20 protein-coding genes are annotated in these 21285 nt (G+C 71.3%); 11 read left to right on the forward strand and 9 right to left on the reverse strand.

The genetic code is table 11. The annotated features are described in order from the left end of the window. Positions 1 to 225 precede the first annotated feature (225 nt). On the forward strand, positions 226 to 1476 hold the full coding sequence (locus ACLL9L_RS10960; RefSeq protein ID WP_411284691.1) for a globin domain-containing protein: 1251 nt from the start codon (positions 226 to 228) through the stop codon (positions 1474 to 1476). A gap of 15 nt (positions 1477 to 1491) precedes the next feature. On the opposite strand, the gene ACLL9L_RS10965 is transcribed toward ACLL9L_RS10960, so the two are convergent. Beyond that, on the reverse strand, positions 1492 to 2268 hold the full coding sequence (locus ACLL9L_RS10965; RefSeq protein ID WP_411284718.1) for an isocitrate lyase/phosphoenolpyruvate mutase family protein: 777 nt from the start codon (positions 2266 to 2268) through the stop codon (positions 1492 to 1494). Between the two features lie 55 nt (positions 2269 to 2323). Here ACLL9L_RS10965 and ACLL9L_RS10970 point away from each other — a divergent pair, with 55 nt between their 5' ends. The 7 genes from ACLL9L_RS10970 (at position 2324) to ACLL9L_RS11000 (ending at position 9774) form a co-directional block, all read left to right on the forward strand. Next, entirely contained in the window at positions 2324 to 2989 is a 666-nt protein-coding gene (locus ACLL9L_RS10970) for an SDR family NAD(P)-dependent oxidoreductase (protein WP_411284692.1), read from the forward strand. A 43-nt stretch (positions 2990 to 3032) separates the two neighbouring features. Continuing rightward, positions 3033 to 3866 (forward strand): SDR family oxidoreductase, encoded by an 834-nt coding sequence (locus ACLL9L_RS10975; protein WP_411284693.1) that lies wholly within the window; start codon positions 3033 to 3035, stop codon positions 3864 to 3866. A 223-nt stretch (positions 3867 to 4089) separates the two neighbouring features. Further along, positions 4090 to 4293: a hypothetical protein gene (locus ACLL9L_RS10980; protein ID WP_411284694.1), complete on the forward strand. Its 204-nt coding sequence runs from the start codon at positions 4090 to 4092 to the stop codon at positions 4291 to 4293. Between the two features lie 153 nt (positions 4294 to 4446). Beyond that, on the forward strand, positions 4447 to 5880 hold the full coding sequence (locus tag ACLL9L_RS10985) for a DUF222 domain-containing protein (RefSeq protein ID WP_411284695.1): 1434 nt from the start codon (positions 4447 to 4449) through the stop codon (positions 5878 to 5880). A 171-nt stretch (positions 5881 to 6051) separates the two neighbouring features. Next, entirely contained in the window at positions 6052 to 9345 is a 3294-nt protein-coding gene (locus tag ACLL9L_RS10990) for an SNF2-related protein (RefSeq protein WP_411284696.1), read from the forward strand. A gap of 2 nt (positions 9346 to 9347) precedes the next feature. Beyond that, positions 9348 to 9488, forward strand: coding sequence for a hypothetical protein (locus ACLL9L_RS10995; protein ID WP_411284697.1), 141 nt, complete (start codon positions 9348 to 9350; stop codon positions 9486 to 9488). 124 nt (positions 9489 to 9612) lie between these two features. Then, entirely contained in the window at positions 9613 to 9774 is a 162-nt protein-coding gene (locus tag ACLL9L_RS11000) for a hypothetical protein (RefSeq protein WP_411284698.1), read from the forward strand. A gap of 65 nt (positions 9775 to 9839) precedes the next feature. On the opposite strand, the gene ACLL9L_RS11005 is transcribed toward ACLL9L_RS11000, so the two are convergent. Beyond that, on the reverse strand, positions 9840 to 10229 hold the full coding sequence (locus ACLL9L_RS11005) for a TIGR03618 family F420-dependent PPOX class oxidoreductase (RefSeq protein WP_411284699.1): 390 nt from the start codon (positions 10227 to 10229) through the stop codon (positions 9840 to 9842). Positions 10230 to 10233: 4 nt separating this feature from the next. Beyond that, positions 10234 to 12384, reverse strand: a complete 2151-nt coding sequence (locus ACLL9L_RS11010; RefSeq protein ID WP_411284700.1) for an MMPL family transporter — start codon at positions 12382 to 12384, stop codon at positions 10234 to 10236. A gap of 115 nt (positions 12385 to 12499) precedes the next feature. Here ACLL9L_RS11010 and ACLL9L_RS11015 point away from each other — a divergent pair, with 115 nt between their 5' ends. Further along, positions 12500 to 13021, forward strand: a complete 522-nt coding sequence (locus ACLL9L_RS11015; protein ID WP_411284701.1) for a MarR family transcriptional regulator — start codon at positions 12500 to 12502, stop codon at positions 13019 to 13021. Here the strand turns inward: ACLL9L_RS11015 and ACLL9L_RS11020 are convergent. After that, positions 13014 to 13664: an LON peptidase substrate-binding domain-containing protein gene (locus tag ACLL9L_RS11020; protein WP_411284702.1), complete on the reverse strand. Its 651-nt coding sequence runs from the start codon at positions 13662 to 13664 to the stop codon at positions 13014 to 13016. The genes ACLL9L_RS11015 and ACLL9L_RS11020 overlap by 8 nt on opposite strands. A 119-nt stretch (positions 13665 to 13783) precedes the next feature. Between ACLL9L_RS11020 and ACLL9L_RS11025 the strand changes: the two genes are divergently transcribed. After that, on the forward strand, positions 13784 to 14575 hold the full coding sequence (locus ACLL9L_RS11025; protein ID WP_411284703.1) for a thioesterase family protein: 792 nt from the start codon (positions 13784 to 13786) through the stop codon (positions 14573 to 14575). 25 nt (positions 14576 to 14600) lie between these two features. On the opposite strand, the gene ACLL9L_RS11030 is transcribed toward ACLL9L_RS11025, so the two are convergent. After that, entirely contained in the window at positions 14601 to 16418 is a 1818-nt protein-coding gene (locus ACLL9L_RS11030; protein ID WP_411284704.1) for an NAD(P)-binding domain-containing protein, read from the reverse strand. Positions 16419 to 16569: 151 nt separating this feature from the next. Between ACLL9L_RS11030 and ACLL9L_RS11035 the strand changes: the two genes are divergently transcribed. Further along, positions 16570 to 17844, forward strand: a complete 1275-nt coding sequence (locus ACLL9L_RS11035; protein WP_411284705.1) for a GAF domain-containing protein — start codon at positions 16570 to 16572, stop codon at positions 17842 to 17844. On the opposite strand, the gene ACLL9L_RS11040 is transcribed toward ACLL9L_RS11035, so the two are convergent. From ACLL9L_RS11040 to ACLL9L_RS11055, 4 genes are read right to left on the reverse strand one after another with little or no spacing between them, the layout of a single operon-like run. Next, positions 17829 to 18839: a Gfo/Idh/MocA family protein gene (locus ACLL9L_RS11040; protein ID WP_411284706.1), complete on the reverse strand. Its 1011-nt coding sequence runs from the start codon at positions 18837 to 18839 to the stop codon at positions 17829 to 17831. The genes ACLL9L_RS11035 and ACLL9L_RS11040 overlap by 16 nt on opposite strands. Continuing rightward, on the reverse strand, positions 18836 to 19708 hold the full coding sequence (locus ACLL9L_RS11045; protein WP_411284707.1) for an aminoglycoside adenylyltransferase domain-containing protein: 873 nt from the start codon (positions 19706 to 19708) through the stop codon (positions 18836 to 18838). The genes ACLL9L_RS11040 and ACLL9L_RS11045 overlap by 4 nt, the downstream gene beginning before the upstream one ends. A 49-nt stretch (positions 19709 to 19757) precedes the next feature. Further along, positions 19758 to 20771: an LLM class flavin-dependent oxidoreductase gene (locus ACLL9L_RS11050; protein ID WP_411284708.1), complete on the reverse strand. Its 1014-nt coding sequence runs from the start codon at positions 20769 to 20771 to the stop codon at positions 19758 to 19760. Beyond that, positions 20772 to 21230: an OsmC family protein gene (locus ACLL9L_RS11055; RefSeq protein WP_411284709.1), complete on the reverse strand. Its 459-nt coding sequence runs from the start codon at positions 21228 to 21230 to the stop codon at positions 20772 to 20774. Positions 21231 to 21285: the final 55 nt, after the last annotated feature.

Below are 21285 nucleotides of genomic sequence, written 5' to 3' on the forward strand. Positions count from 1 at the left end.
TAGACCCGTCAATCGCGGCGGTGTCCTTCTCGCGCCTGCGGGCGAAGGACGCCGCTGGCCAGCTCGAAGTCCCGAACTCGAAGTACTCGTGCGTCTTGTTCAATGATTCGTTTCCCAAGGCTCGGGCCGTTGGTCCCGGGTTGCCGGCGTTCTCCCGTCCGATGATGAACCCGGCCGCCGATTCGGCGACCTCAGTCAGTCCCCGCGACCCTTGGAGTGCCTTCCTTGTCCCCCACCCCCACAGCCCACCCCGTCTCGTTGTTGTCGCTGGAGTCCGCGGAGATCATCCGCAGCACGGCGGGCGTGGTCGCCGAGCACGCCGAGCTGATCACTGCCCGCTTCTACCCCAGCATGTTCGCCGCACACCCCGAGCTCCTCCGGGTGTTCAACCAGGGCAACCAGGCCACCGGAGAGCAGAGCAAGGCGTTGGCTGCGTCGGTCGTCGCGTATGCCGTGCAGCTGATCGACCCAGCCGCCCCACCTTTCGACCACGTGCTGCGGCGGATCGCCCACAAGCACATTTCGCTCGGGATCCGCCCGGAGCAGTACACCATCGTTGGCCGATACCTGTTGGGCGCGGTGGCCGAGGTGCTCGGGGACGCCGTCACACCCGAGGTGGCCGCCGCCTGGGACGAGGTGTACTGGCTGTTCGCGACCCAGCTGGTGGCCGAGGAGGCCCGGCTCTACCAGCAGGCCGGCGTCGACCCCTCGCACGCCCTGCGCCCGTACCGGGTCGTGCGACGCATCGAGGAGACCCATGACGTCGTCTCGCTGGTGCTCGAACCGGGCGACGGCGACCCGCTGCCGGAGATCACTCCGGGCCAGTACGTCTCGGTCTTCGTCGACCTGCCCGACGGAGACCGGCAGCCGCGCCAGTACACCGTGTCCTCGACGGCCACGGGGACCCGGTTGCAGATCACGGTGAGCCGGGTCCGCGGCGTGGGCGGTGCCCCGGACGGGCGGGTCTCGTCCTACCTGCAGGACAAGGCACAGGTCGGTGACCTCCTCGACGTCAGCGCCCCCGCCGGGGACTTCGTCGTCCAGGACTCGGAAGCGCCGCTCCTGCTGGCCAGCGCGGGAGCGGGGATCACCACCGTGCTCCCGATCGTCGAGCACATCGCCCGCACCCAGCCGACCCGCCAGGTCATCGTCGCCCACGCCGACCGGACCGCCCAGGACCACGCCCTGCGCGACATCGTGTTGCACGTCGGCCGCCAGCTCGACGACTTCACCGCGCACACCTGGTATGAGCACGTCGACCTCTCGGACCGACGGTCGCACGAGGGCTACATGGACCTGTCCGAGGTGCCCCTGCCCGAGGGGCTCCAGGTGTTCACCTGCGGGCCCCTGCCGTTCATGCGCCACGTGCGTTCGACCCTGCGGGCGCGTGGGGTGCCCGCCGCGAACATCCGCTACGAGGTCTTCGGCCCCGACCTGTGGGCGGCGCAGAACGCGGAGCCGTTGCCCGTCGGATGACGCGGGTGAGCGGGCTCAGTTCAGCTTGCGGGTGCCCTCCGGCAGCCCGCCACCGCGGTAGACGTCCTCGGCCAGCGTCGCCAACGCGGTGAGGGCGACGTTCTGGCTCCAGGGCCCGTAGGAGACCCGGGCCACGCCGAGGCGCTGGAGGGTGTCCAGGCCCAACGACCCGGGCACGCCGATGACGTTGACGCTTCGCTGCCCGAGTGCCTCCACCAGACGGGTCACGGTGGGCTCGTCGAGCTTGCCCGGCACGAAGAAGGTGGAGGCACCGGCGCCGAGGTAGGCACGCCCACGCTCGATGGCGTCCGCGAGGACCGCCTCGGGGTCCTTGTCGCCCGCCTTGAGGAAGGCGTCGGTGCGGGCGTTGAGGACGAACGGCACCCCGGCACTCGCACCGGCGGCGACCGCGGCCTCGACGGCCCGGACCGCGTCAGGCAGGGGCTTGAGCTGGTCCTCCAGGTTGGCGCCGACGATGCCCACGTCGATGGCGCGACTCACCGTGTCACCCGCGTCGCCGTACCCCGCCTCGAGGTCCGCCGTGACCGGGATGTCCACGGCGGCGGCGATGCGGCCGACGGCCGTGATCATCAGGTCCCGAGGGATCTGCTCGCCGTCGGGGTATCCGTGTGCTGCGGCGATCGAGTGGCTGGCGGTGGCCAGCGCCCGCGTGCCCGGGGTGTCGGCCACGACCCGCGCCGTGATGACGTCCCAGACGTTGACCAGGAGCAGCAGCTCCGGGGCGGTGTGCAGACGGAGGAGCTCGCGGGCCTTCTCGGCGTTGGTGGTCACGACGAGAACGTACCCCACCGGGAACACGTCGAGGTCGCCGTGACTTGGACCCTTCATGACATCCATCGCCATCATCGGAGCAGGACCAGGACTCGGGGCAGCCGTCGCACGACGCTTCGGCGCGGAGGGCTTCACCGTCGGCCTCATCGCGCGCCACCAGGGACGCGTCGACGCGCTGGCCGCGGAACTGGTCAAGAACGGCGTCCGGGCCGAGGGTTTCGTCGCCGACGTCCGTGACCCCTCGTCCATCGCCGCAGCGCTGGAGCAGGTGAGCGAGACCCTCGGCCCGATCGAGGTCCTGCAGTACAGCCCGCTGCCCCAGAAGGACTTCATGCGCCCGGTGCTGGAGACCACGCCGGCCGACCTCGTCGGACCCGTCGAGTTCTCGATCTACGGACCCGTCGCGGCGGTGCACCAGGTGCTGCCGGGGATGCGTTTCCTTGGCGAGAACCGTGGCACCATCCTGTTCGTCAACGGCGGCTCTGCGGTCAAACCCGGCCGCAACGTCACCGGCACCTCCGTCGCGTTCGCCGGCCAGGCGGCATACGCGCAGCTGCTCAACGAGGTCCTCGGCGAGGAGGGCATCCAGGTGTCGCAGCTGGTCATCGGTGGCCGGATCATCGCCGGGGACACCGAGAAGGACCCCGACGTCCTGGCCGGCCACCTGTGGGACCTGCACACCAGGCGCGACCGCTTCCGCCACCAGGTCAGCGACGACTGACCCGGCGATGCACCCGAACCCCCACCACCTGAAGGAGAACGACATGAGCACCAAGACCTGGTTCATCACCGGCACGTCCCGAGGCTTCGGTCGGGAGTGGGCGATCGCCGCACTGGAGCGCGGTGACTCCGTCGCCGCCACCGCCCGTGCCGCCGCGAGCCTCGACGACCTCGTGGCCGTCCACGGCGACAAGATCCTCCCCCTCTCGCTCGACGTGACCGACCACGACGCCGTCTTCGCCGCCGTCGCCGAGGCCCATGAGCACTTCGGCCGCCTCGACGTGGTCGTGAACAACGCCGGCTACGGCCAGTTCGGCATGGTCGAGGAGCTCAGCGAGGCCGAGTCCCGCGCGCAGATCGAGACGAACCTCTTCGGCGCCCTCTGGGTCACCCAGGCCGCGCTGCCGTTCCTGCGCGCCCAGGGCAGCGGGCACATCATCCAGGTCTCCTCCATCGGCGGCATCTCGGCGTTCCCCACGGTCGGCATCTACCACGCGTCGAAGTGGGCGCTGGAGGGCTTCAGCCAGTCGCTGGCCCAGGAGGTCGCCGGCTTCGGCATCAAGGTCACCCTCATCGAGCCCGGCGGGTACTCCACCGACTGGGGCGGCAGCTCGGCCAAGCACGCCACCGCGATCGCGGCATACGACGGGGTGCGCGAGCAGGCGGCCAACCGGCCCAGCCGGCGCGGCACGCCGGGTGACCCGGTCGCGACGAGGGGACCGATCCTCACCCTGGTGGACTCCGACAACCCCCCGCTGCGGGTCTTCTTCGGGGAGGCGCCGCTGGCCATCGCCACCGCCGACTACGAGTCCCGGCTCGCGACCTGGAACGAGTGGCAGCACGTCTCGGTCGAGGCCCACGGCGGCTCCGCGTCGTAGGCCTATCGTGTGCGGGTGCCCCGAGCCACGTCGTCTGGGCCCATCCCCGGGGGACCGGGACGAGCAACGCCGTTGCCTTGCGGGTGTCGTCGACGCGGAGCTCTGGGTCCTCGACGCGGCATACAGAGCGTGGCTCGACGCCGTGCCGCCCCACGTCGAGCTCGTCGCTCCGGGCGTGGATCGACATGTTCGAGGAACGTCCCCCCGGGGCTAGGGTCGGGCCATGAAACGTCCCGGACTCGTCGCCGTCGGTGTCCTGCTCGTGCTGGTAGGCGTGCTGTGGACATTGCAGGGCCTGGGGTACGTCGCGGGCAGCGTGATGACCGGGGTGACCGTGTGGGCCGTGATCGGCCCGGTGGTTGCCCTGCTCGGGATCCTGCTGGTCCTACGCGGCGTGCGCGGCCGACGGGACACGCCGTCGCCCTGAGCGGGGGCGCGGGGGCGGGCGCCCCCGTCGGACTGACCTGTGCACAACCTCGTGCCCCGGTCTTCGGCACGACGTAGAATAGGACACATTTTCGAGTCCATCGTCGCCCACGGAACGCCGGGGCAGCCGCCCGCCGGGACGTCCGCACCGTCGATGCTCTCGACGGTCGAGCTGGAGACCATGGTCGGGCGCCTTGCTCACCTCGATTCCGACATCGACGACACCCAGCGGATCACGCAGCTCGGGCTGCTGGAGCGGCTCAAGGGTGCGGCGGCTGCGGCGCAGGCTCGGGTGAGCGTGGACTTCGAGGCGTCGCAGCGAAGGGAGCAGGCCGCCGCCGGACTTCCTGCCGATCAGCAGGGACGGGGGGTCGCTGACCAGATCGCCCTGGCCCGTCACGACTCGAAGGTCAAGGGGTCCCGGCATCTCGGGTTGGCGAAGGCGCTCGTCAAGGAGATGCCGCACACCATGGCCGCCCTGACCTCGGGCGCCATCAGCGAGTGGCGGGCCACCATCGTGGTCCGCGAGACGGCAGTCCTCAGCGCAGCGGACCGCCGACAGGTCGACGCCCGGCTCGTGGCCGAGATGCCGCACCTCGGCGACGCGCAGCTGGCCCGGCGGGCTCGCGCCATCGGATATCAGCTCGACGCCGAGTCGGTGCTGCGCCGGGTCCGGGGAGCCATCAGGGACCGCCGGGTCAGGATCCGCCCCGCGCCGGACACGATGGCGCTGGTGACGGGGTTCCTGCCGGTGGCGCAGGGGGTCGCGGTCCACGCCGCCCTCACCGCCGCCGCCGCGAGCGCCAAGGCCCTGGGCGACGAGCGGTCAAAGGGCCAGATCATGGCGCACACGTTCGTGCAGCGCCTCACCGGGCAGACCACCGCAGACGCCGTGCCCTTCGAGGTCCAGCTCGTCATGACCGACCGGACGCTGGAGGGTGACGACACCCCCGCCCAGATCCCCGGGTTCGGTCCGGTGCCAGCGGCGTTCGCGCGCGACCTCGTCACCGGTCGCGCCGGCGGACACAGCGCCGACCCGGACCAGGCGCGCCTCGCAGAGGTCGCCCGGGTCTGGGTGCGTCGACTCTTCACCTCCCCGGCAGACGGCACCCTCGTCGCGATGGACTCCCGACGCCGCAGCTTCGACGGGTTGTTGCGGCGGTTCCTCGTCGCGCGCGACCAGGTCTGCCGCACCCGGTGGTGCGATGCGCCGATCTGCCACACCGACCACGTCCGGGCCAGCGCAGAGGGCGGCGAGACCATGGCCGACAACGGCCAGGGCCTGTGTGCGCGCTGCAACTACGCGAAGGAGCTCCCCGGCTGGCGCTGCGAGGTCGTGACCGGGCAGGGGCGCCACCGGGTGCGCACGACGACGCCGACGGGCCACAGCTATGAGTCGACCGCGCCGCCCGTCCTGGTCCTTGGCGGGTTGGCGCCACCTGGGCGGTATTCATCCGGCGACCACGATCTGCTGGACACGCAAGGAATGCCAGGTATGCCGGGAAGTCCTGGTCTGCCGGGAATCCCAGGTGGGGCCGATGAGGGAGCCCTGGTTACCGCGTTCGAGGCGCTCATTCGCGCAGCCTGATCGTGCCACCCGAGCCTGTCGAGGATCCGGGCCGCACCGTCCACAGGTCACGCACGGACCCGCGCCCTGTCTGCCTCGCGCCCTACGATGGCGTCCAGGCCGAGAGACCCGGATGAGACCCCATCAGACCCGTCGAGAGCTGAGGAGGTGGGAGTGGACTACAGCCGACCGGTGCTCGTTGACACTGTCATCGACCTCGACGACGAGGACCTCGAGCTCATTGCCGGCCCGGCGACGTTGGCCCGAGGCCTGATCTATGCCAAGCGCGGTCACGTGCTCGCCGTCGCGGCGGCCGATGGAGGCTCGCGGATCGACGGCAGCGTCCAGGGCAGCCAGGGTCGCAGCTACCGAACCACCGTCGAGCTGGTCCCCGACACCCAGACGGACGTCTCCTACTGGCGAAGCACCTGCACCTGCCCCATGGAGCACGACTGCAAGCACACGGTGGCCCTGGTCGCTGCCGCACGCTCGCGGCTGACCCCCTACCCGACGAGCGGCTCGGGCCCACGTCGGGTCACCCCGCCCCCCAGCTGGCAGGACGTCCTCAGCGGCCTGACCACCGACCCGCACGGTCCCTCACGGGCGCAGACCACCCCGTTCGGGTTGCTGCTGGAGGTCGTGCCCGCTCGCTCGCAGCCCCGCATCCGCCTCCGCCCGGTCACCCGGGGCCGGACGTCCTGGGTCAAGAACCTCGTCAGCTGGGGAAGCATCGAGCACTCCTACGCGAACCGCACCAACCTCGACCCCGAGCAGCGTCTCGTCCTCGCCGACATCGCCCAGACCTATCAGCGCCGGCACCGCAAGTACTACCTCACCCAGAACGACACGATCCACCTCGACGAGCTCGGCGCGGGCTGGTGGTCCACGCTGCACGAGGTGCACCGGCACGGCATACCGCTGCTGACGGACCCCCAGCAGATCGGCGCGGTGCACCTCGTCGAGGAGCCGGCCCGGTTCGCCCTCGACGTGTGCCGTGACGACCCGGACGGAGACGCCCACCTCGCGCCCGTGGTCAGCTTCCCCGACGAGGCGGATCTGACGGACGACGACGAGGCGACATTCATCGGCGACCCTCCCGCCGGAGCCTTTGTGGAGCATCGGGACGGCGACCTCACCCTGATGCGCTTCGACCCGCCGCTCGACCGGGCGCAGGCCGGCTTCCTGCAGCTGGGGTCGGTGCCCATCCCGGCGGCCGACATCCCCACCTTCCTGGTCAGCCACGTCCCCACCCTGCGCGAGCGCGTCACGCTCATCTCCTCCGACGACAGCGTGACCTTCCTCGAGGTCGAGCCGCCGCGGCTCAGCCTCACCGTGACCCACCAGGCAGGGCACCACCTGCGGCTGCAGTGGTCCTACGCCTACGTCATCGGGGACGACGTCGTGTGCGTCCACCCCGGCTCCCAGGCTGCCGGGCGCGTCCCTCGCGACCATGCCGCCGAGCGCGACCTGCTCATCGGCCCGGAGGTCCTCGACCGCGTCGCCGGCCTGCGGATCTCCGTCGGGGGACGACCGCGCATCGTCCCGGACCAGGTGCTGCACGGCCTCGACATGCTGACCTTCATCGACGAGGTGCTGCCCGCCCTCGAGGACGACGCCGGCGTCGATGTCATGGTCATGGGCGAGGCCCTCGACTACGAGGAGGCTGGCGACGCGCCGCTGATCCGCCTGTCCGTCTCCGAGAGCGCCACCGCGGCGAGCACCCCGGGCGCCACCGACTGGTTCGACCTCGGCGTAGACATCTCGGTCGGTGGTGAGTCGGTGCCGCTCGCCGCACTGCTGACCGCCCTGACCCACGGGGACGACCACGTCATCCTCGACAGCGGCACGTGGTTCCGGACCGACCAGCCAGAGCTTCAGGACCTGCGGCGCCTGCTCGACGAGGCTCGCGCCCTGCAGGACGACCCCGACCAGCCACTGCGGCTGACGCCCTACCAGGTCGACCTCTGGGCCGAGCTCGTCGAGCTGGGCGTCGTCGACGAACAGAGCGAGCGGTGGGCAGCGACCGTCAAGGCCCTCGGCGGCAGCGACAGCCTCCCGGCTCCGGACGCACCGACCGGGCTGCGGGCGACCCTGCGGCCCTACCAGCTCGAGGGCTTCCAGTGGCTGACGTTCCTGCGCCGGGCCGGACTCGGCGGAATCCTTGCCGACGACATGGGACTCGGCAAGACGATCCAGACCCTGGCGATGGTCCTCCAGACCCGCGGCGCCGAGCCAGACGGACCACCGTTCCTCGTCGTCGCCCCCACGAGCGTGCTGTCGACGTGGTCCGGCGAGGCGGCCAAGTTCTGCCCCGACCTGCGGGTCACCACCCTCGGGCAGACCTCCCGCAAGCGCGGGACCGCCGTTACCGACGAGGCCGCAGGCAGCGACCTCGTCCTCACCTCGTATGCCGTGTTCCGCCTCGACCAGGAGGCCTTCCGCAAGCAGTCCTGGTCGGCGCTGGTGCTCGACGAGGCGCAGTTCGCCAAGAACCACCAGTCGCAGGTCCACCAGTGCGCCCGACGGCTGCCGGCTCCGGTCAAGCTCGCCATCACCGGGACGCCGATGGAGAACAACCTCATGGAGCTGTGGTCGCTGCTGTCGATCGTCGCGCCCGGACTCTTCCCCAACCCGTCACGCTTCAACGAGCTCTACCGCCGTCCCATCGAGAGCGGCCTCGCCCCCGAGCGCCTCGAGACGCTGCGCCGCCGGATCCGCCCCGTGATGCTGAGGCGCACCAAGGAGGCCGTCGCCACCGACCTCCCGCCGAAGCAGGAACAGACCATCGCCGTGACCTTGTCGCCCCGGCACCGCCGGATCTACGACACCCACCTGCAGCGCGAGCGCCAGAAGCTGCTCGGCCTGCTCGAGGACGCCGACCGCAACCGGATCGCCATCTTCCGCTCCCTCACCCTGCTGCGCCAGCTCAGCCTCGACCCCGGTCTCGTCGACGCCGCCCACGCCGGCATCGGGTCGGCCAAGGTCGACACTTTCCTCGAGCTGCTCCAGCCGGTCGTCGAGGAGGGCCACAAGGCGCTCGTCTTCAGCCAGTTCACCGGGTTCCTGGCCACGGTGCGCGCCCGGCTCGACAGCGCCGGCATCGCCCACGAGTACCTCGACGGCCGCACCCGCAACCGCCAGGCGGCGATCGAGCGCTTCAAGACCGGCACGGCGCCCGCGTTCCTCATCAGCCTCAAGGCCGGCGGCTTCGGCCTCAACCTGACCGAGGCGGACTACGTCTTCCTCCTCGACCCGTGGTGGAACCCCGCGGCGGAGGCCCAGGCCATCGACCGGACCCACCGGATCGGTCAGGGCAAGCACGTCATGGTCTATCGACTCGTCTCCACCGACACCATCGAGGAGAAGGTCGTCGCCCTCCAGCAGCGCAAGCGCGAGCTCTTCAGCCAGGTCGTCGACGAGGGCGCCCTGACCAGCGGCACGATCACGGCCGATGACATCCGCGGGCTGCTGACCGTTGACAGGTGACCATGAGGTCACCCCGGGCAAGGCTGCGCCACCTCAACCCGGTGCCGATCCGTCTAATCCACGACCGGTGGATCGACAGGGACGCGGAGAACCGCGTCACGGTGCTCGTGAACCTCACGAAGGAGCTGGAGAACGGCACGTGAGCACCGACACCACCCAGCCCGAGTGGACGGCACGCTGTGCCTACACCGGGCTCGTCGACGTCGACCTGCGGCCCGGTCATCGAGTCGGACCCGCCGCAGGCTCGTCCGCACCTTCCGGATGCTCATGGACCCGACGACGGCCGCGGAGAAGGCCACGAGAGCCACCTACGCGATCGCGGGGGTCCCGGACGGTTCCTGGGCGCTCGCCCTCACCCGAGAGGTCGAGGGCGCCGCGCGGCTCGCCGCGATCATCGGCGGCGGCCCCCCTGGGTCCTCAGCGACCTGAAGTCCTTGCGTGAGAGGGCAGCGGCCTGGCCGGCTGAGCGTCGACCCGCGACCCGTCGGCCGCCGTCAGATGTTGCCCATGACCCGGTCGACGGCGATCTTGACGAGCACCCGCTGCGGGTTCACCCGGGGCTGGCGGAAGCGCACGGCATACCGCTGCACCGCGTCCTGCACCTCGTCGGGGTCCGTGACAACGACGCCGCGCCCCTCGAGGGTGAGCCACCGACGGCCCTCCACCTGGCACAGGGCCGTCGGCCCTCCGGCCCCGACGTTGCGCGCCTTGAGGCTCGGACCGTTGGTGATCACCCGCGCTGTCGCGGTCGCCGCGTCGAAGGTGAACGCGATCGCCACGACGTGTGGCGAGCCGTCGGCCCGCAGTGTCGTCAGCGTGGCCAGGTGGCGTTCGGTCAGGAAGTCGATCGCGGCGGCGGGCAGGTCGTCGGGGCGCAGGCGCATGGACCTATTGTCGCTGCTCGACCTTGACCCCGTCTCGGGCCACGGGCTCGGTCGCTGCCGTGACCCCGAGCCCGGCCTCTGCTCCTGCCGCCGCCTCCGCCTCGACGTGGCTCATCCGGCTCGGCCACCACACCCGGCGACCGAGCAGGGTGATGAGGGCCGGGACAAGCACCGTCCGCACGAGGAGCGTGTCGAGCAGGACCCCGAAGCCGACGATGATCCCGATCTGGGTGAGGGTGATGAGGGGCAGGACCCCGAGCACGGTGAACACTGCGGCGAGCAGGACTCCGGCGCTGGTGATGACCCCTCCGGTGACCGCGACCGCGGTGCGGACGCCCGCCCGCGTGCCGATGCGGATGGCCTCCTGACGGGCCCGCGTCGTGAGGAAGATGTTGTAGTCGACGCCCAGCGCGACGAGGAAGAGGAATGCCAGCAGCGGCACGCTCGTGTCGAGGGCGGGGAAGCCGAAGAGGTGCACGAAGGACCAGTGGCCGGCACCGATCGCGGCCGCACAGCTGAGGACGACGGTGAGGATGAGCAGAACGGGTGCGACGAGCGAGCGCAGCAGCAGGATGAGGATCGCAAGGACCACGAGCAGGATGAGCGGGGCGATGACCGCCTGGTCGCGGACCGCCGCGTTCTTGGCGTCAAGGGTGTCGGCCACCGACCCCCCGACCAAGGCATCGGCCCCGTCGATGGCGTGGACCGAGGCGCGCAGCGCGTCGACGGCTGCATAGCTGCCCTGCGTGCCGGGCAGGTCCTTGAGGACGGCACTGATCTGCACGAGCTCTCCGCCGCGGTCACTGACCCGGGCGGAGTCCACCCCCGTCGTCGCCGTGACAGCCACGAGCACGGCCTGCTCGGCGCCCGAGCGAGCAATGACCTGCGCCGGCGCCGAGGCCCCCGCCGGGTAGTGGGCCGCGATGTTCTCCAGCCCGGTGGCCGACTCGGACGCACCCCGGAACTGCTCGGTCTGGGACAGGCCGATCCGCGCCCCGGCGATCCCGGAGGCGAGGACGAGCAGGATGACCACCGCTGCGGCGGACACCAGTGCCGGTCGGCGGGCGACGGCTCCCGCCACCGTGGCCCAGACCCCCTGGTGGCTGGGGTCGTCGGTGCCGACGCGGGGGATGAACGGCCAGAACAGCCTTCGCCCGCACAGGGCCAGCGCCGCCGGCATGACGACGATCACGCTGACGAGGACGACGACCACGCCCACGGCGCTCGTCCAGCCGATGGTACGCAAACTGCCGCTGACGGCGAGCAGCAGCGTGAGGAGTGAGAGCGTCACCGTGACGGCGCTGCCGACGATGGCCCCGCCGGCCGACGACACGGCCTCGCGCAGGGCGACCCGGTGATCCTCTTCGTGGCGCAGGTTCTCGCGGTAGCGGGCGATGAGGAGCAACGCGTAGTTCGTCCCTGCCCCGAAGACGAGCACGCTGGCGATCCCGGCGCTGGAGGCGTTGGTCGGCTGGTCCGTGATCGCCGAGACGACCGTCGTGAGCCTGGCCCCGAGCTGGTCGGCGATGCCGACGACGAAGAGCGGCACGATCCACAGCACCGGGCTGCGGTAGGTCAGCAGGAGCAGCAGAGCCACGATCCCCGCCGTCGTCGCGAGCAGCCTCGTGTCCGCCCCGGCGAACGCAGAGGAGACGTCGGCGACGATGCCTGGGCCGCCGGTGACCTGGGCGGTCAGGCCCTGGGGCAGCCCGGCCTGCGCGATGGTGGAGCGGATCGACGCCACCATCGACGTGAGGTCGGTGTCGACCAGTCGGCGCTCGAGCAGCACGGTGACGAGGACGGCCTTCCCGTCGGCCGCCGGGACCGTCGTGGGCGGGGGACTGCCCGTGACGGTGGCCAGCGACCCGGCGAGAGAGGCAGCCGCGGCCCGGTCCTCGCCGGTGAGGGGGGCATCCGCCCGACTGACGACCACAAGGGCCGGGTTGTAGCGCGACCCGGGCAGCTGCGTCGCGAGCTGGCTCACCCGGACCGACTCGACGTCGGCGGGCAGGTCCGACGCGGAGGGACTCGACATCGGCGCATCCACCGTGATGGAGAACATCACTGCGACGATGGCGACGAACAGCACCGCGGTGGCCCGGGCTCCCCAACGACCCGTGCTGACTCGACCGACGGCCCTCGACAACGCGTCCATGATTGCCTCACTTATCGTGTTACTCGAAATTCGAGATGTACGCTGGTCGGAATACTATGCACAGACCCCGCCGGAGTCCACCCCACCCCCCGCCGCACCCGAAGGAACGTCAGCCATGACCGCGAGCGCCGAGGCACCTCGACGGGCCCGGGTCCTCGCGGTGGTCACGCTCCTGCGCCGGCTCAAGGCCGAGGGGGACCGGCTCGCGACCGCGGTCGCGGCCCACCAGCGTGTCAACCACACCGACCTCGCGGCCCTGATGCACATCATGGAGGCCGACAACGCGGGCCGGGCCATGACGCCCGGGGCCCTGCAGCGCATCCTCGGCCTGTCCTCCGGCGCGACGACGGCGGTGATTGACCGCCTGGAGGGTCTCGACCACGCCCGCCGCGACCGCGACACCGTGGACCGCCGTCGCGTCCACCTGCGCTACGGCGCTGGCGCGCGGGCGCTGGGGGAACGCTATTTCGGGCCCCTCGGCGCAGGCGTGTCCGCCGTGCTGGACGGCTTCACCGACGCGGAGCTCGCGGTCGTCGAGCGCTTCCTGTCCGAGGTCGTCGGGGTCTACGACAGCCACTCGACGAGGATCGACGCGATGCCGCGCGACGCCGGACCGTCGCGCGAGCAGCTCAGTTGAGGCTGGCCGGTCCGCCCGGCAGCAGTCCGACCACGCCGAGGCTCTGCGTCAGGGCCGCCTCACGCTGGACCATCCGCAGTGCCAGGCCGAGCCGGGCACTCGTCTCCCCGCACGCCAGCAGCAGCTGACGGTCACCGGCGCCGAGGCCGGCGGCCGGCGCGGCCCAGTAGGACAGCTCCGTGGGATCCGTCGGGGCCTCGGCCTCCTCGAGGTCCTGGACCTCCCGGTATGCCGTCACCGCGGCACGCAGGCGGGTGGCCAGGGCCGGGAACGTCGCCGGGTCCCCGTCCCGTTCCTCCAACCACGTGACGTCGGCCATGAGGTACGGCGTCCCCGCGGCGGTGTCGATGCTGTCCAGCCGAAACCGGCGTGACCCGGTGGCGTGGACGAAGAAGACGGCCTCAGCGATCTCGGCGATCTGGTCGAGCTCGGCGAAGCACCCGATCCCGTGCAGGTCGTTCGCACGCTCCACGCCCACCTCGAAGCCCCGCCGGATCGCCACGACGCCGAAGCCCGGTTCCTCGCGCGGCTCCGCGAGGAGATCCCGCAGCATGACGACGTAGCGCGGTTCGAAGACCTTCAGCGGCAGCTGACCTCCGGGCAGGAGGGTGGTGCCCAACGGGAAGAGCGGGAGCGAGGCCATGCCCGACGATAAGCCTCCTCGATCGCAGCCGTCATCGCGGGTGACCAACCCGATAGGTCCACCACCTCGACGCGGGAGGTGCGGGCTGGGTGCTCGGGCGCCGTGCCTAGAGTGGCCGGGTGACCCAGGAGAACGCCTACTACGTGCCGCTCGGCGCCGGGGCCTACCAGCCCACCCCCCACGTCGAAGGGGTCTGGAACCCCGGTGAGCAGCACATGGGACCGGTCTCGGGCCTCATCGCCCACGCGATCGACGAGCACGAGCCGAGGGAGGGGATGGTGCTGGCGCGGCTCACCTACGAGATCCTCGGGATGATCCCCACAGAGCGCAGTGAGATCACGGTGCGGACCGTGCGACCGGGACGCACCATCGAGCTCGTGGAGGCGACCCTCGTCGCCGGTGGGCGTCCGGTCGTGCGGGCAACCGCGTGGCGCCTGGCCTCGCAGGACAGCGGTGACGTGGGCGGCGGCCACCCCGACCCCCTTCCGGCGCCGGACTCCCTGGCCGTCTGGGACGGCGCGGCCACGTGGGCCGGTGGCTTCATCTCCTCGCTGGACGGGCGGGTCGGCCCGGGCCACGAGGCAGGACGCGGGCAGGTCTGGCTCCGCACCGACACCACGCTCGTCGAGGGCGTCGACGTGAGCCCGACCGCCGCCTTCCTCAGCGTCGTCGACACCGCAAACGGGATTGCCGTGCGGCAGGACCCCCGCGAGTGGATGTTCCCCAACGTCGACCTGTCCGTGCACCTGTGGCGCGAGCCGGTCCCTGGCTGGGTGGGGCTCGACACCACGGTGGTCTTCGGGACCGGCGGCGTGGGCCTGACCTCGTCCACCCTCCACGACGTCGAGGGCGCCCTCGGTCGTTGCGAGCAGATCCTCACCGTGCGGCGTCTGCCGCCGCCCACGGGGTGAACGGGCGCCACGGTGTGGCGCGGTGTCAGGACAGGTGGTGGACCTCCTGGAGTCCGTAGACGGGAGTCGGGATGCCCTCGAAGCGCGCCTTGAGCTGCAGCGCGAGGTAGAGCGAGTAGTGGCGCGACTGGTGCAGGTTGCCGCCGTGGAACCACAACGACTCCTGCTGGGTCGGCTTCCACATGTTGCGCTGCTCGCCCTCCCAGGGCCCGGGGTCCTTGGTCGTCGCTGAGCCGAGGCCCCAGACCTTGCCCACCCGGTCGGCGACCTCCTGCGAGATCAGGTCGGCGGCCCAGCCGTTCATCGACCCGTAGCCCGTCGCGTAGACCACCAGGTCGGCGGGCAGCGTGGTGCCGTCCTGGAGCACCACCGAGTCCGCGGTCAGCTCCTTGACCTGGCCGCCGACGAGCCTGACGTCGCCGTTGGCCACGAGCTCAGCCGCACCGACGTCGATGTAGTAGCCGGAACCACGCCGCAGGTACTTCATGAACAGCCCGGACCCGTCGTCGCCCCAGTCGTGATCGAACCCGGCGGCCTCGAGACGGTCGTAGAAGTCCTTGTCGCGCTCGCGCATCTGGTCGTAGAGCGGGATCTGGAACTCGTGCATGATGCGGTAGGGCAGCGACGCGAACACCATGTCGGCCTTCTCCGTCGTCATCCCGCTGGCAACGGCCTCCTCGGAGTAGAGCGCCCCGAGACCGATGTCCATGAGCGAGTCCGACTTGACGATGTGGCTCGACGAGCGCTGCACCATCGTGACGTCGGCGCCCTTCTCCCACAGGGCACCACAGATGTCGAACGCCGAGTTGTTCGACCCGACGACGACGACCTTCTTCCCGGCGTAGGCGTCGGGGCCGGGGTGGGCAGAGGAGTGGTGCTGTTCGCCGCGGAAGCGGTCCATGCCCGGGAAGGCCGGGACGTTGGGCTTGCCCGCCATCCCCGTCGCGAGGATGAGCTGCTTCGGCCGCAGGACCAGCGGCTGGCCGTCGCGCTCGACCTCGACCGTCCACTCGCGGGTGCCCTCGTCCCAGCGGGCGCTTGTGGCCTCCGTGTTGGTCCAGTAGTTGAGCTCCATGATCTTGGTGTATGACTCGAGCCAGTCGGCGATCTTGTCCTTGGGCGCGAACACCGGCCAGTTCTCGGGGAACTTCAGATAGGGCAGGTGGTCGTACCAGACCGGGTCGTGCAGGCAGAGGGACGTGTAGCGGCTGCGCCACTGGTCGCCCGGACGGCCCCGCTTGTCGATGATGATGGTGGGGACGCCGAGCTGGCGCAGCCGGGCGCCGAGGGCGATCCCGCCCTGGCCGCCACCGACGACGAGGGCGTAGGGCTGCGCGGCATACCCGAGCTCGGCCGCCTCGCGCACCCGCTTCTCACTCCAGGTCTCCCGCTCGCGGTTGGCGCCGTGCTCGGCCCCTCGAGGGCGCCCCTTCCCCCTGGGCTCCTCGTGGCCCTTGAGCTCGTAGAGCGTCGTGAGCAGGGTCCACGCCCCCTCCTCCTTGAGGCGCAGCTGGCCCCGGCCGCGCCCGACCGCCGTGTCGAACTCGATCCACGCCTCCGTCACGCCCCCGCCCTCGCTCGGCTCCTCACTGGTGCGGAACCCGGACGGGTCGATCTCGTCGAGCGTGGCCCGCAGCATGGCCGCGACCGCGTCCCGACCCTCGAGCGTCTTGAGGTTCCAGGTGAACGACACGAGGTCGCGCCAGTAGCAGTCGGTGGCGAACATCGCAGCGGCACGCTCGACGTCCCGGGCGGCCAGGGCCCCCTCGAAGTCCGCCAGCCACGTGTCGACCCGGGCCTGGGGGCCTGCGGTCTTTTCCCTCTGCTCGATGGTCTGGGTCATGGTGGAGCTCCTGTCGTTGGGCCTGCCCTGACTCCAGACCCTCGGGGTATGCCGTGGCAAGGGTTGCAGCGCGTTGCATCGCCTCCCTGCGCTGCTTATGCTCACAGGAAGTCAACTGCTCGCAGGAACTCAACGAAGAGAGACGCTGACCGTGAGCAACTTCAGCGCGATCCGGCCGGGCACCGACCTGTCGAAGCACGCGCGCGACCTCGCGCGCACCCACGATGCGGTCCTCGGCGGCACCCGTCCGTCGATGCGCCCCCGAGACCTCGTCGCCCGCTCCTGGAGGCGCGCCCTCGAGCTCGGGCTCGACCCGGACGGGATGAACACCCGCGACCCGCTGCCGATGGACGAGGTCGAGCGCCGCCGGCGCGACTCGCCGCTGCGCCATGTCATCGGCGACCTCACGCAGGTCGTGTCATCCGTCGCCGACGCGTCCCACTTCCTCATGGTCGTGACCGACGCGGACGGGATCGTCCTCTGGCGCGAGGGAGCCTCGTCGGTCCGGCGCCAGGCCGACACCCTCGGCTTCAGTGAGGGGGCCCTGTGGACCGAGTCGATGGTCGGGACCAACGCGATCGGCACCGCCCTCGCCGAGGCCGCACCGGTCCAGCTGTTCTCGGCAGAGCACTTCGAGCAGAACCAGCACCCGTGGTACTGCACCGCCTCGCCCATCCACGACCCCCGCACGGGCGAGCTGCTCGGCATCGTCGACGTCAGCGGGCCGGCGATGACGCTCCACCCGGCGATCAGCGCCCTCGTCGAGACCGGCGTGCGCCTGGCCGAGGCGCGCCTCTGGCGCCACCACGAGGATGGCCTCGAACGGCTGCGTCGCTCGGCCGCCCCCCTGCTGGCCACCCTGAGCGGGCCGATGCTGCTCGTCGACGACCACGGTTGGGTCGCGCACAGCTCGGGCATCGCCGTCCGCGAGCGGATCGCGGCCCCACGGCCCGACCGGGCGCTCGCCGTCCCGGGCCTCGGCCTGTGCCTGCCCGAGCCCCTGGCGGACGGCTGGCTGATCCGCCCCTCGGGCGCCGAGCACTCCGTCGTGGCCGAGCTCCACCTCACCGGGACGCCGATGCTGGAGGTGCGTGCGGGCGCGGCGCCGTGGCGCACCACCCTGACGACCCGGCACGCGGAGATCCTCCTGCTGCTCCACGACGCCGGGGCGCCGGGCCTCACCACCGAGCAGCTGAGCCGTCGTCTCTACGGCGACGGCGCGCACCTCGTCACGACGCGGGCCGAGGTCTCACGACTGCGCCGTAGCCTCGGCGCCCTCGTCGACACCCAGCCCTACCGGATGGCGGACGGGGTCCGTCTCACCCTGGCGCTCGGGCCGTCCGGGTCGCTGGGCGAGTGCGCGTTCCTGTCGTCGTCAACGAGCCCCGGCGTCCGCGCCCTGGCGTTTGCTCACTCCCCCGGGTAGACGACACCCACCTGGCGCCGGGCCTCGTCCATGACCGCCATGACGGCGCGTGAGGAGTCCCACGTCATCCGCACGCTCTCGTGCCTGCCCGCGGCGACACCCCTCGCCACCTCAGCCGCCTGGAACTGAAACCCGTTGTCAGCGCTGCCGTCCCACTCCTCGACGACGGAGCGGGTGCGGTCGGCTCTGCGCAGCCGGACGAGGCCGGGGCCGTAGAAGTCGCCGTCGATCTCGATGCTGCCCTCGGTGCCGGAGACCACCGCGGTCGTCGGCGTCTTGGTCCACAGCGTCGTGTCGACCTGGGCGAGCGTGCGGCCGGGATAGCCGAGGACCATCGACACGTGGCCGTCGACGCCCGTCTCGGTGAGCCGTCCGACCGCCTTGACCTCCTGCGGGGCGCCGAGCAGGTCGACGACGAAGGAGACGGGATAGACGCCGAGGTCGAGGATCGCCCCGCCCGCGAGGTCCGGGTTCTTGAGCCGGTGCGCGGCAGGCAGGTCGAGGGACTGACCGTGGTCGGCGGTGATGGTGACGATCTCGCCGATGGCGCCAGAGGCGATCCGGTCGCGGACCCAGGCGATGTGCGGCAGGTGCCGGGTCCACATCGCCTCCATGGCGAACACCCCTCCCGCCTCGGCTGCGGTAAAGATCTCCTCGACCTCGGAGCCGTTGCGCGCCAGCGCTTTCTCGATGAGGACGTGCTTGCCGGCCCCGATGGCCAGCAGGGCGTGGTCGCGATGGGCGGAGTGCGGTGACGCGACGTAGACGGCCTCGACCTCGTCGTCGCGCACGAGCTGCTCGTACCCGGCATACGAGCGGGGTATGCCGTGGCGCGCGGCGAAGTCAACCGCCCGCCCCCCGTCGCGCGAGCCAACGGCGACGACGGTCCCGGCCGTGAGGCCGCGCACCGCCTCGGCGAACTTGTTGGCGATGCCGCCGGGGGCGAGGATCCCCCAACGCAGCGGCGGAGCGTCCTGGGGGTCGGGCACGGTCATCGGGGCATCCCTTGGGTCGAGGCTGCGTCGCCGAAGGTCTCCTCGTCGACGGTCATGAGCAGGTCCATGAAGGTGAGCGCGTCGCGACGCCGCCGGAACGGGGTGCCGTAGAGCGAGCGCTTGTCCGGACGGTTGCGAATGCGCAGGCACTCCTCGAGCAGGCGCTTCCACTCCGGCTCGCAGATCGCCAGGGCCCACTCGCCGGCGCCGCACTTCGAGGTGATCCGGCCGGTGGTGAGCATGTAGTGCAGCCGGGCGACGCCGAGGACCCCGGCGGCCGGGGCCCACGACCCGAGACTGCCCACGCCCGGGGTCGAGAGCAGCTTGGCCGTGCGGAACCACCACGGGGTCCAGTGCTCGGCCAGCTCCGCCAGGCACCACTGCCGCAACGCTGCCGGGTCGAGGGCGATGTCGTGGTCCGCGAGGCTCGGTCCGTGCACGTGCAGGCCGTGGTCGTGCATCTCGTGCCAGACGAGGATCGACGGCACCCAGTTCTTGCCGGCGTGCAGGACGCCGTCGTGGGCCTGGAGTCCGAGGGTGGTGTCGCGGTCCGGTGGGGACGTGAGGTCGTCCCAGGTGAGGTAGTGACCGTCCAGCCGGGGCCTGGTGTGCCTGCTGGTGATCCGCTCGTGGACGTCCGCGAGGAGCGACTGGTGGTCCGTGCCCGGCCGCTCTGCCACGACCGTCACGAAGTCGATGTCACTCCACGTGCCGTGGAAGTCCCCGAGGGCCACCGATCCCGTGAGGTAGACCCCGTCGACGAGGCCGGGCACGGTGGCCTCGAGGTCGGCGAGATAGTCCTCGACGACCCTGGCCACGCTGTTCGAGACGTTGACGGGCAGCGCATCGGCAGAGAGCGAGCTCGTCACGGGTCCGACAATAGGTGCGCGGCGGCCCGATCCCGTGGCGCCACTCGGGTCAGGCGGCCCACGCCTGCGCGAGGAGCTCGAGGGAACGCCGTCGGGCCGCGGTCGCGTGCGCCGAGCTGGCGACGATGACCTCGTCCACACCCGTATGCCGCACGAACTCGTGCAGGCCCTCGCGGACCTGCGTGGGGGTCCCGACGAACGAACAGCTCGTCATCTGCTCCACCGCCGCCCGTTCGGCGGGCGACCAGGCCGTCGTGACCTCCCCCTGAGCGGGGGGCTGCAGGGCGCCCCGGCGTCCGGTGACGATGCTGTGGAAGCGTTGGAGTGTCGAGCCCCAGAGGTGACGGGCCTCGGCCTCGGTGTCGGCGACCATGACGTTGACCGCCGCCATGGTGTGTGGCCGCTCGATCGCGCCGTTCCGGTCGGAGCGGTGGAAGCCCTGCCGGTAGACGTCGAGCGCGCTCAGGAGCATCCGGGGCGCGAAGTGGGAGGCGAACGAGTAGGGCAGCCCCAGGGCGGCGGCGACCTGGGCCCCGCCGTGACTGGACCCGAGGATCCACACCGGCACGTTGGTCCCCTCGCCGGGGACCGCCCGGACTCGGGCGGTCTCGTCGGCGGGCCCGATGAAGCGCAGCACCTGCGAGACCTCGCTGGCGAAGTCCATCGCCGCACGGTCGTCGCGGCGCAACGCGAGCGCGGTCAGCTGGTCGGTGCCCGGAGCGCGCCCCAGGCCGAGGTCGATCCGGTCGCCGTGGATCGTCGCCAGGGTGCCGAACTGCTCGGCCACGACGAGGGGAGCGTGGTTGGGCAGCATGATCCCGCCGGCCCCGACCCGGATCGTCGAGGTGCTCGCGGCGACGTGGGCGATCAGGACGGCCGTCGACGACGAGGCCACGCCGGTCATGTTGTGGTGCTCGGCCATCCAGTACCGCCGGTAGCCGAGCTCCTCTGCGGCGCGGGCCATCTCGACGGTGACCCGGACCGCGTCGGCGGCATCGCCACCCTCGACGACGGGGACGAGGTCGAGGACGTTGAGGACGGGCCGGTCCCGGTCGGTGGCCACCTAGGCGATGACCGTGGAGATGTCGGTCCCGATCATGACGGTGCGGCTGACCGTGCAGAGCCGGTCGTGCGACTTCTGGACGATGTCGGGCAGGATCGCCCGGGCCGCATCGCCGCCGTCCCCTTCCGGGTAGGCGATCCGAAAGGTCACGACGATGTCCTGGAGGTGGTTGCCCCGCTCGTCCGCGACCTTCTGCGCCGAGACGTCGACGACGAAGGACTCCGGCTCGGCCCGCCGGGCCGTGAGGAAGTCGACGTCGACAGACGTGCACCCGGCGATCCCGGCCAGGAGCAGCTCGACGGGCGTGAAGTCGTCGTTGGCGCCGCTCGAGACGGGGATCGTGCCGCCGCGGGGGTTGGTCACCGTGTAGTGCCCCTTGTCGCGACGTCCGAGGCTGATGCTGCGGTGGGAGGGCTTCTCCGGCGGCAGATCCGCCGGGCGCCCCTGTTCGGTCGACATGTTGTCCAGCCTAGGACTCGCGCCCGTCGGGGATCTTGGCGGGATACCCGGCTCT

Source organism: Lapillicoccus sp. (assembly GCF_046595215.1).
Taxonomy (GTDB): Bacteria; Actinomycetota; Actinomycetes; order Actinomycetales; family Dermatophilaceae; genus Lapillicoccus.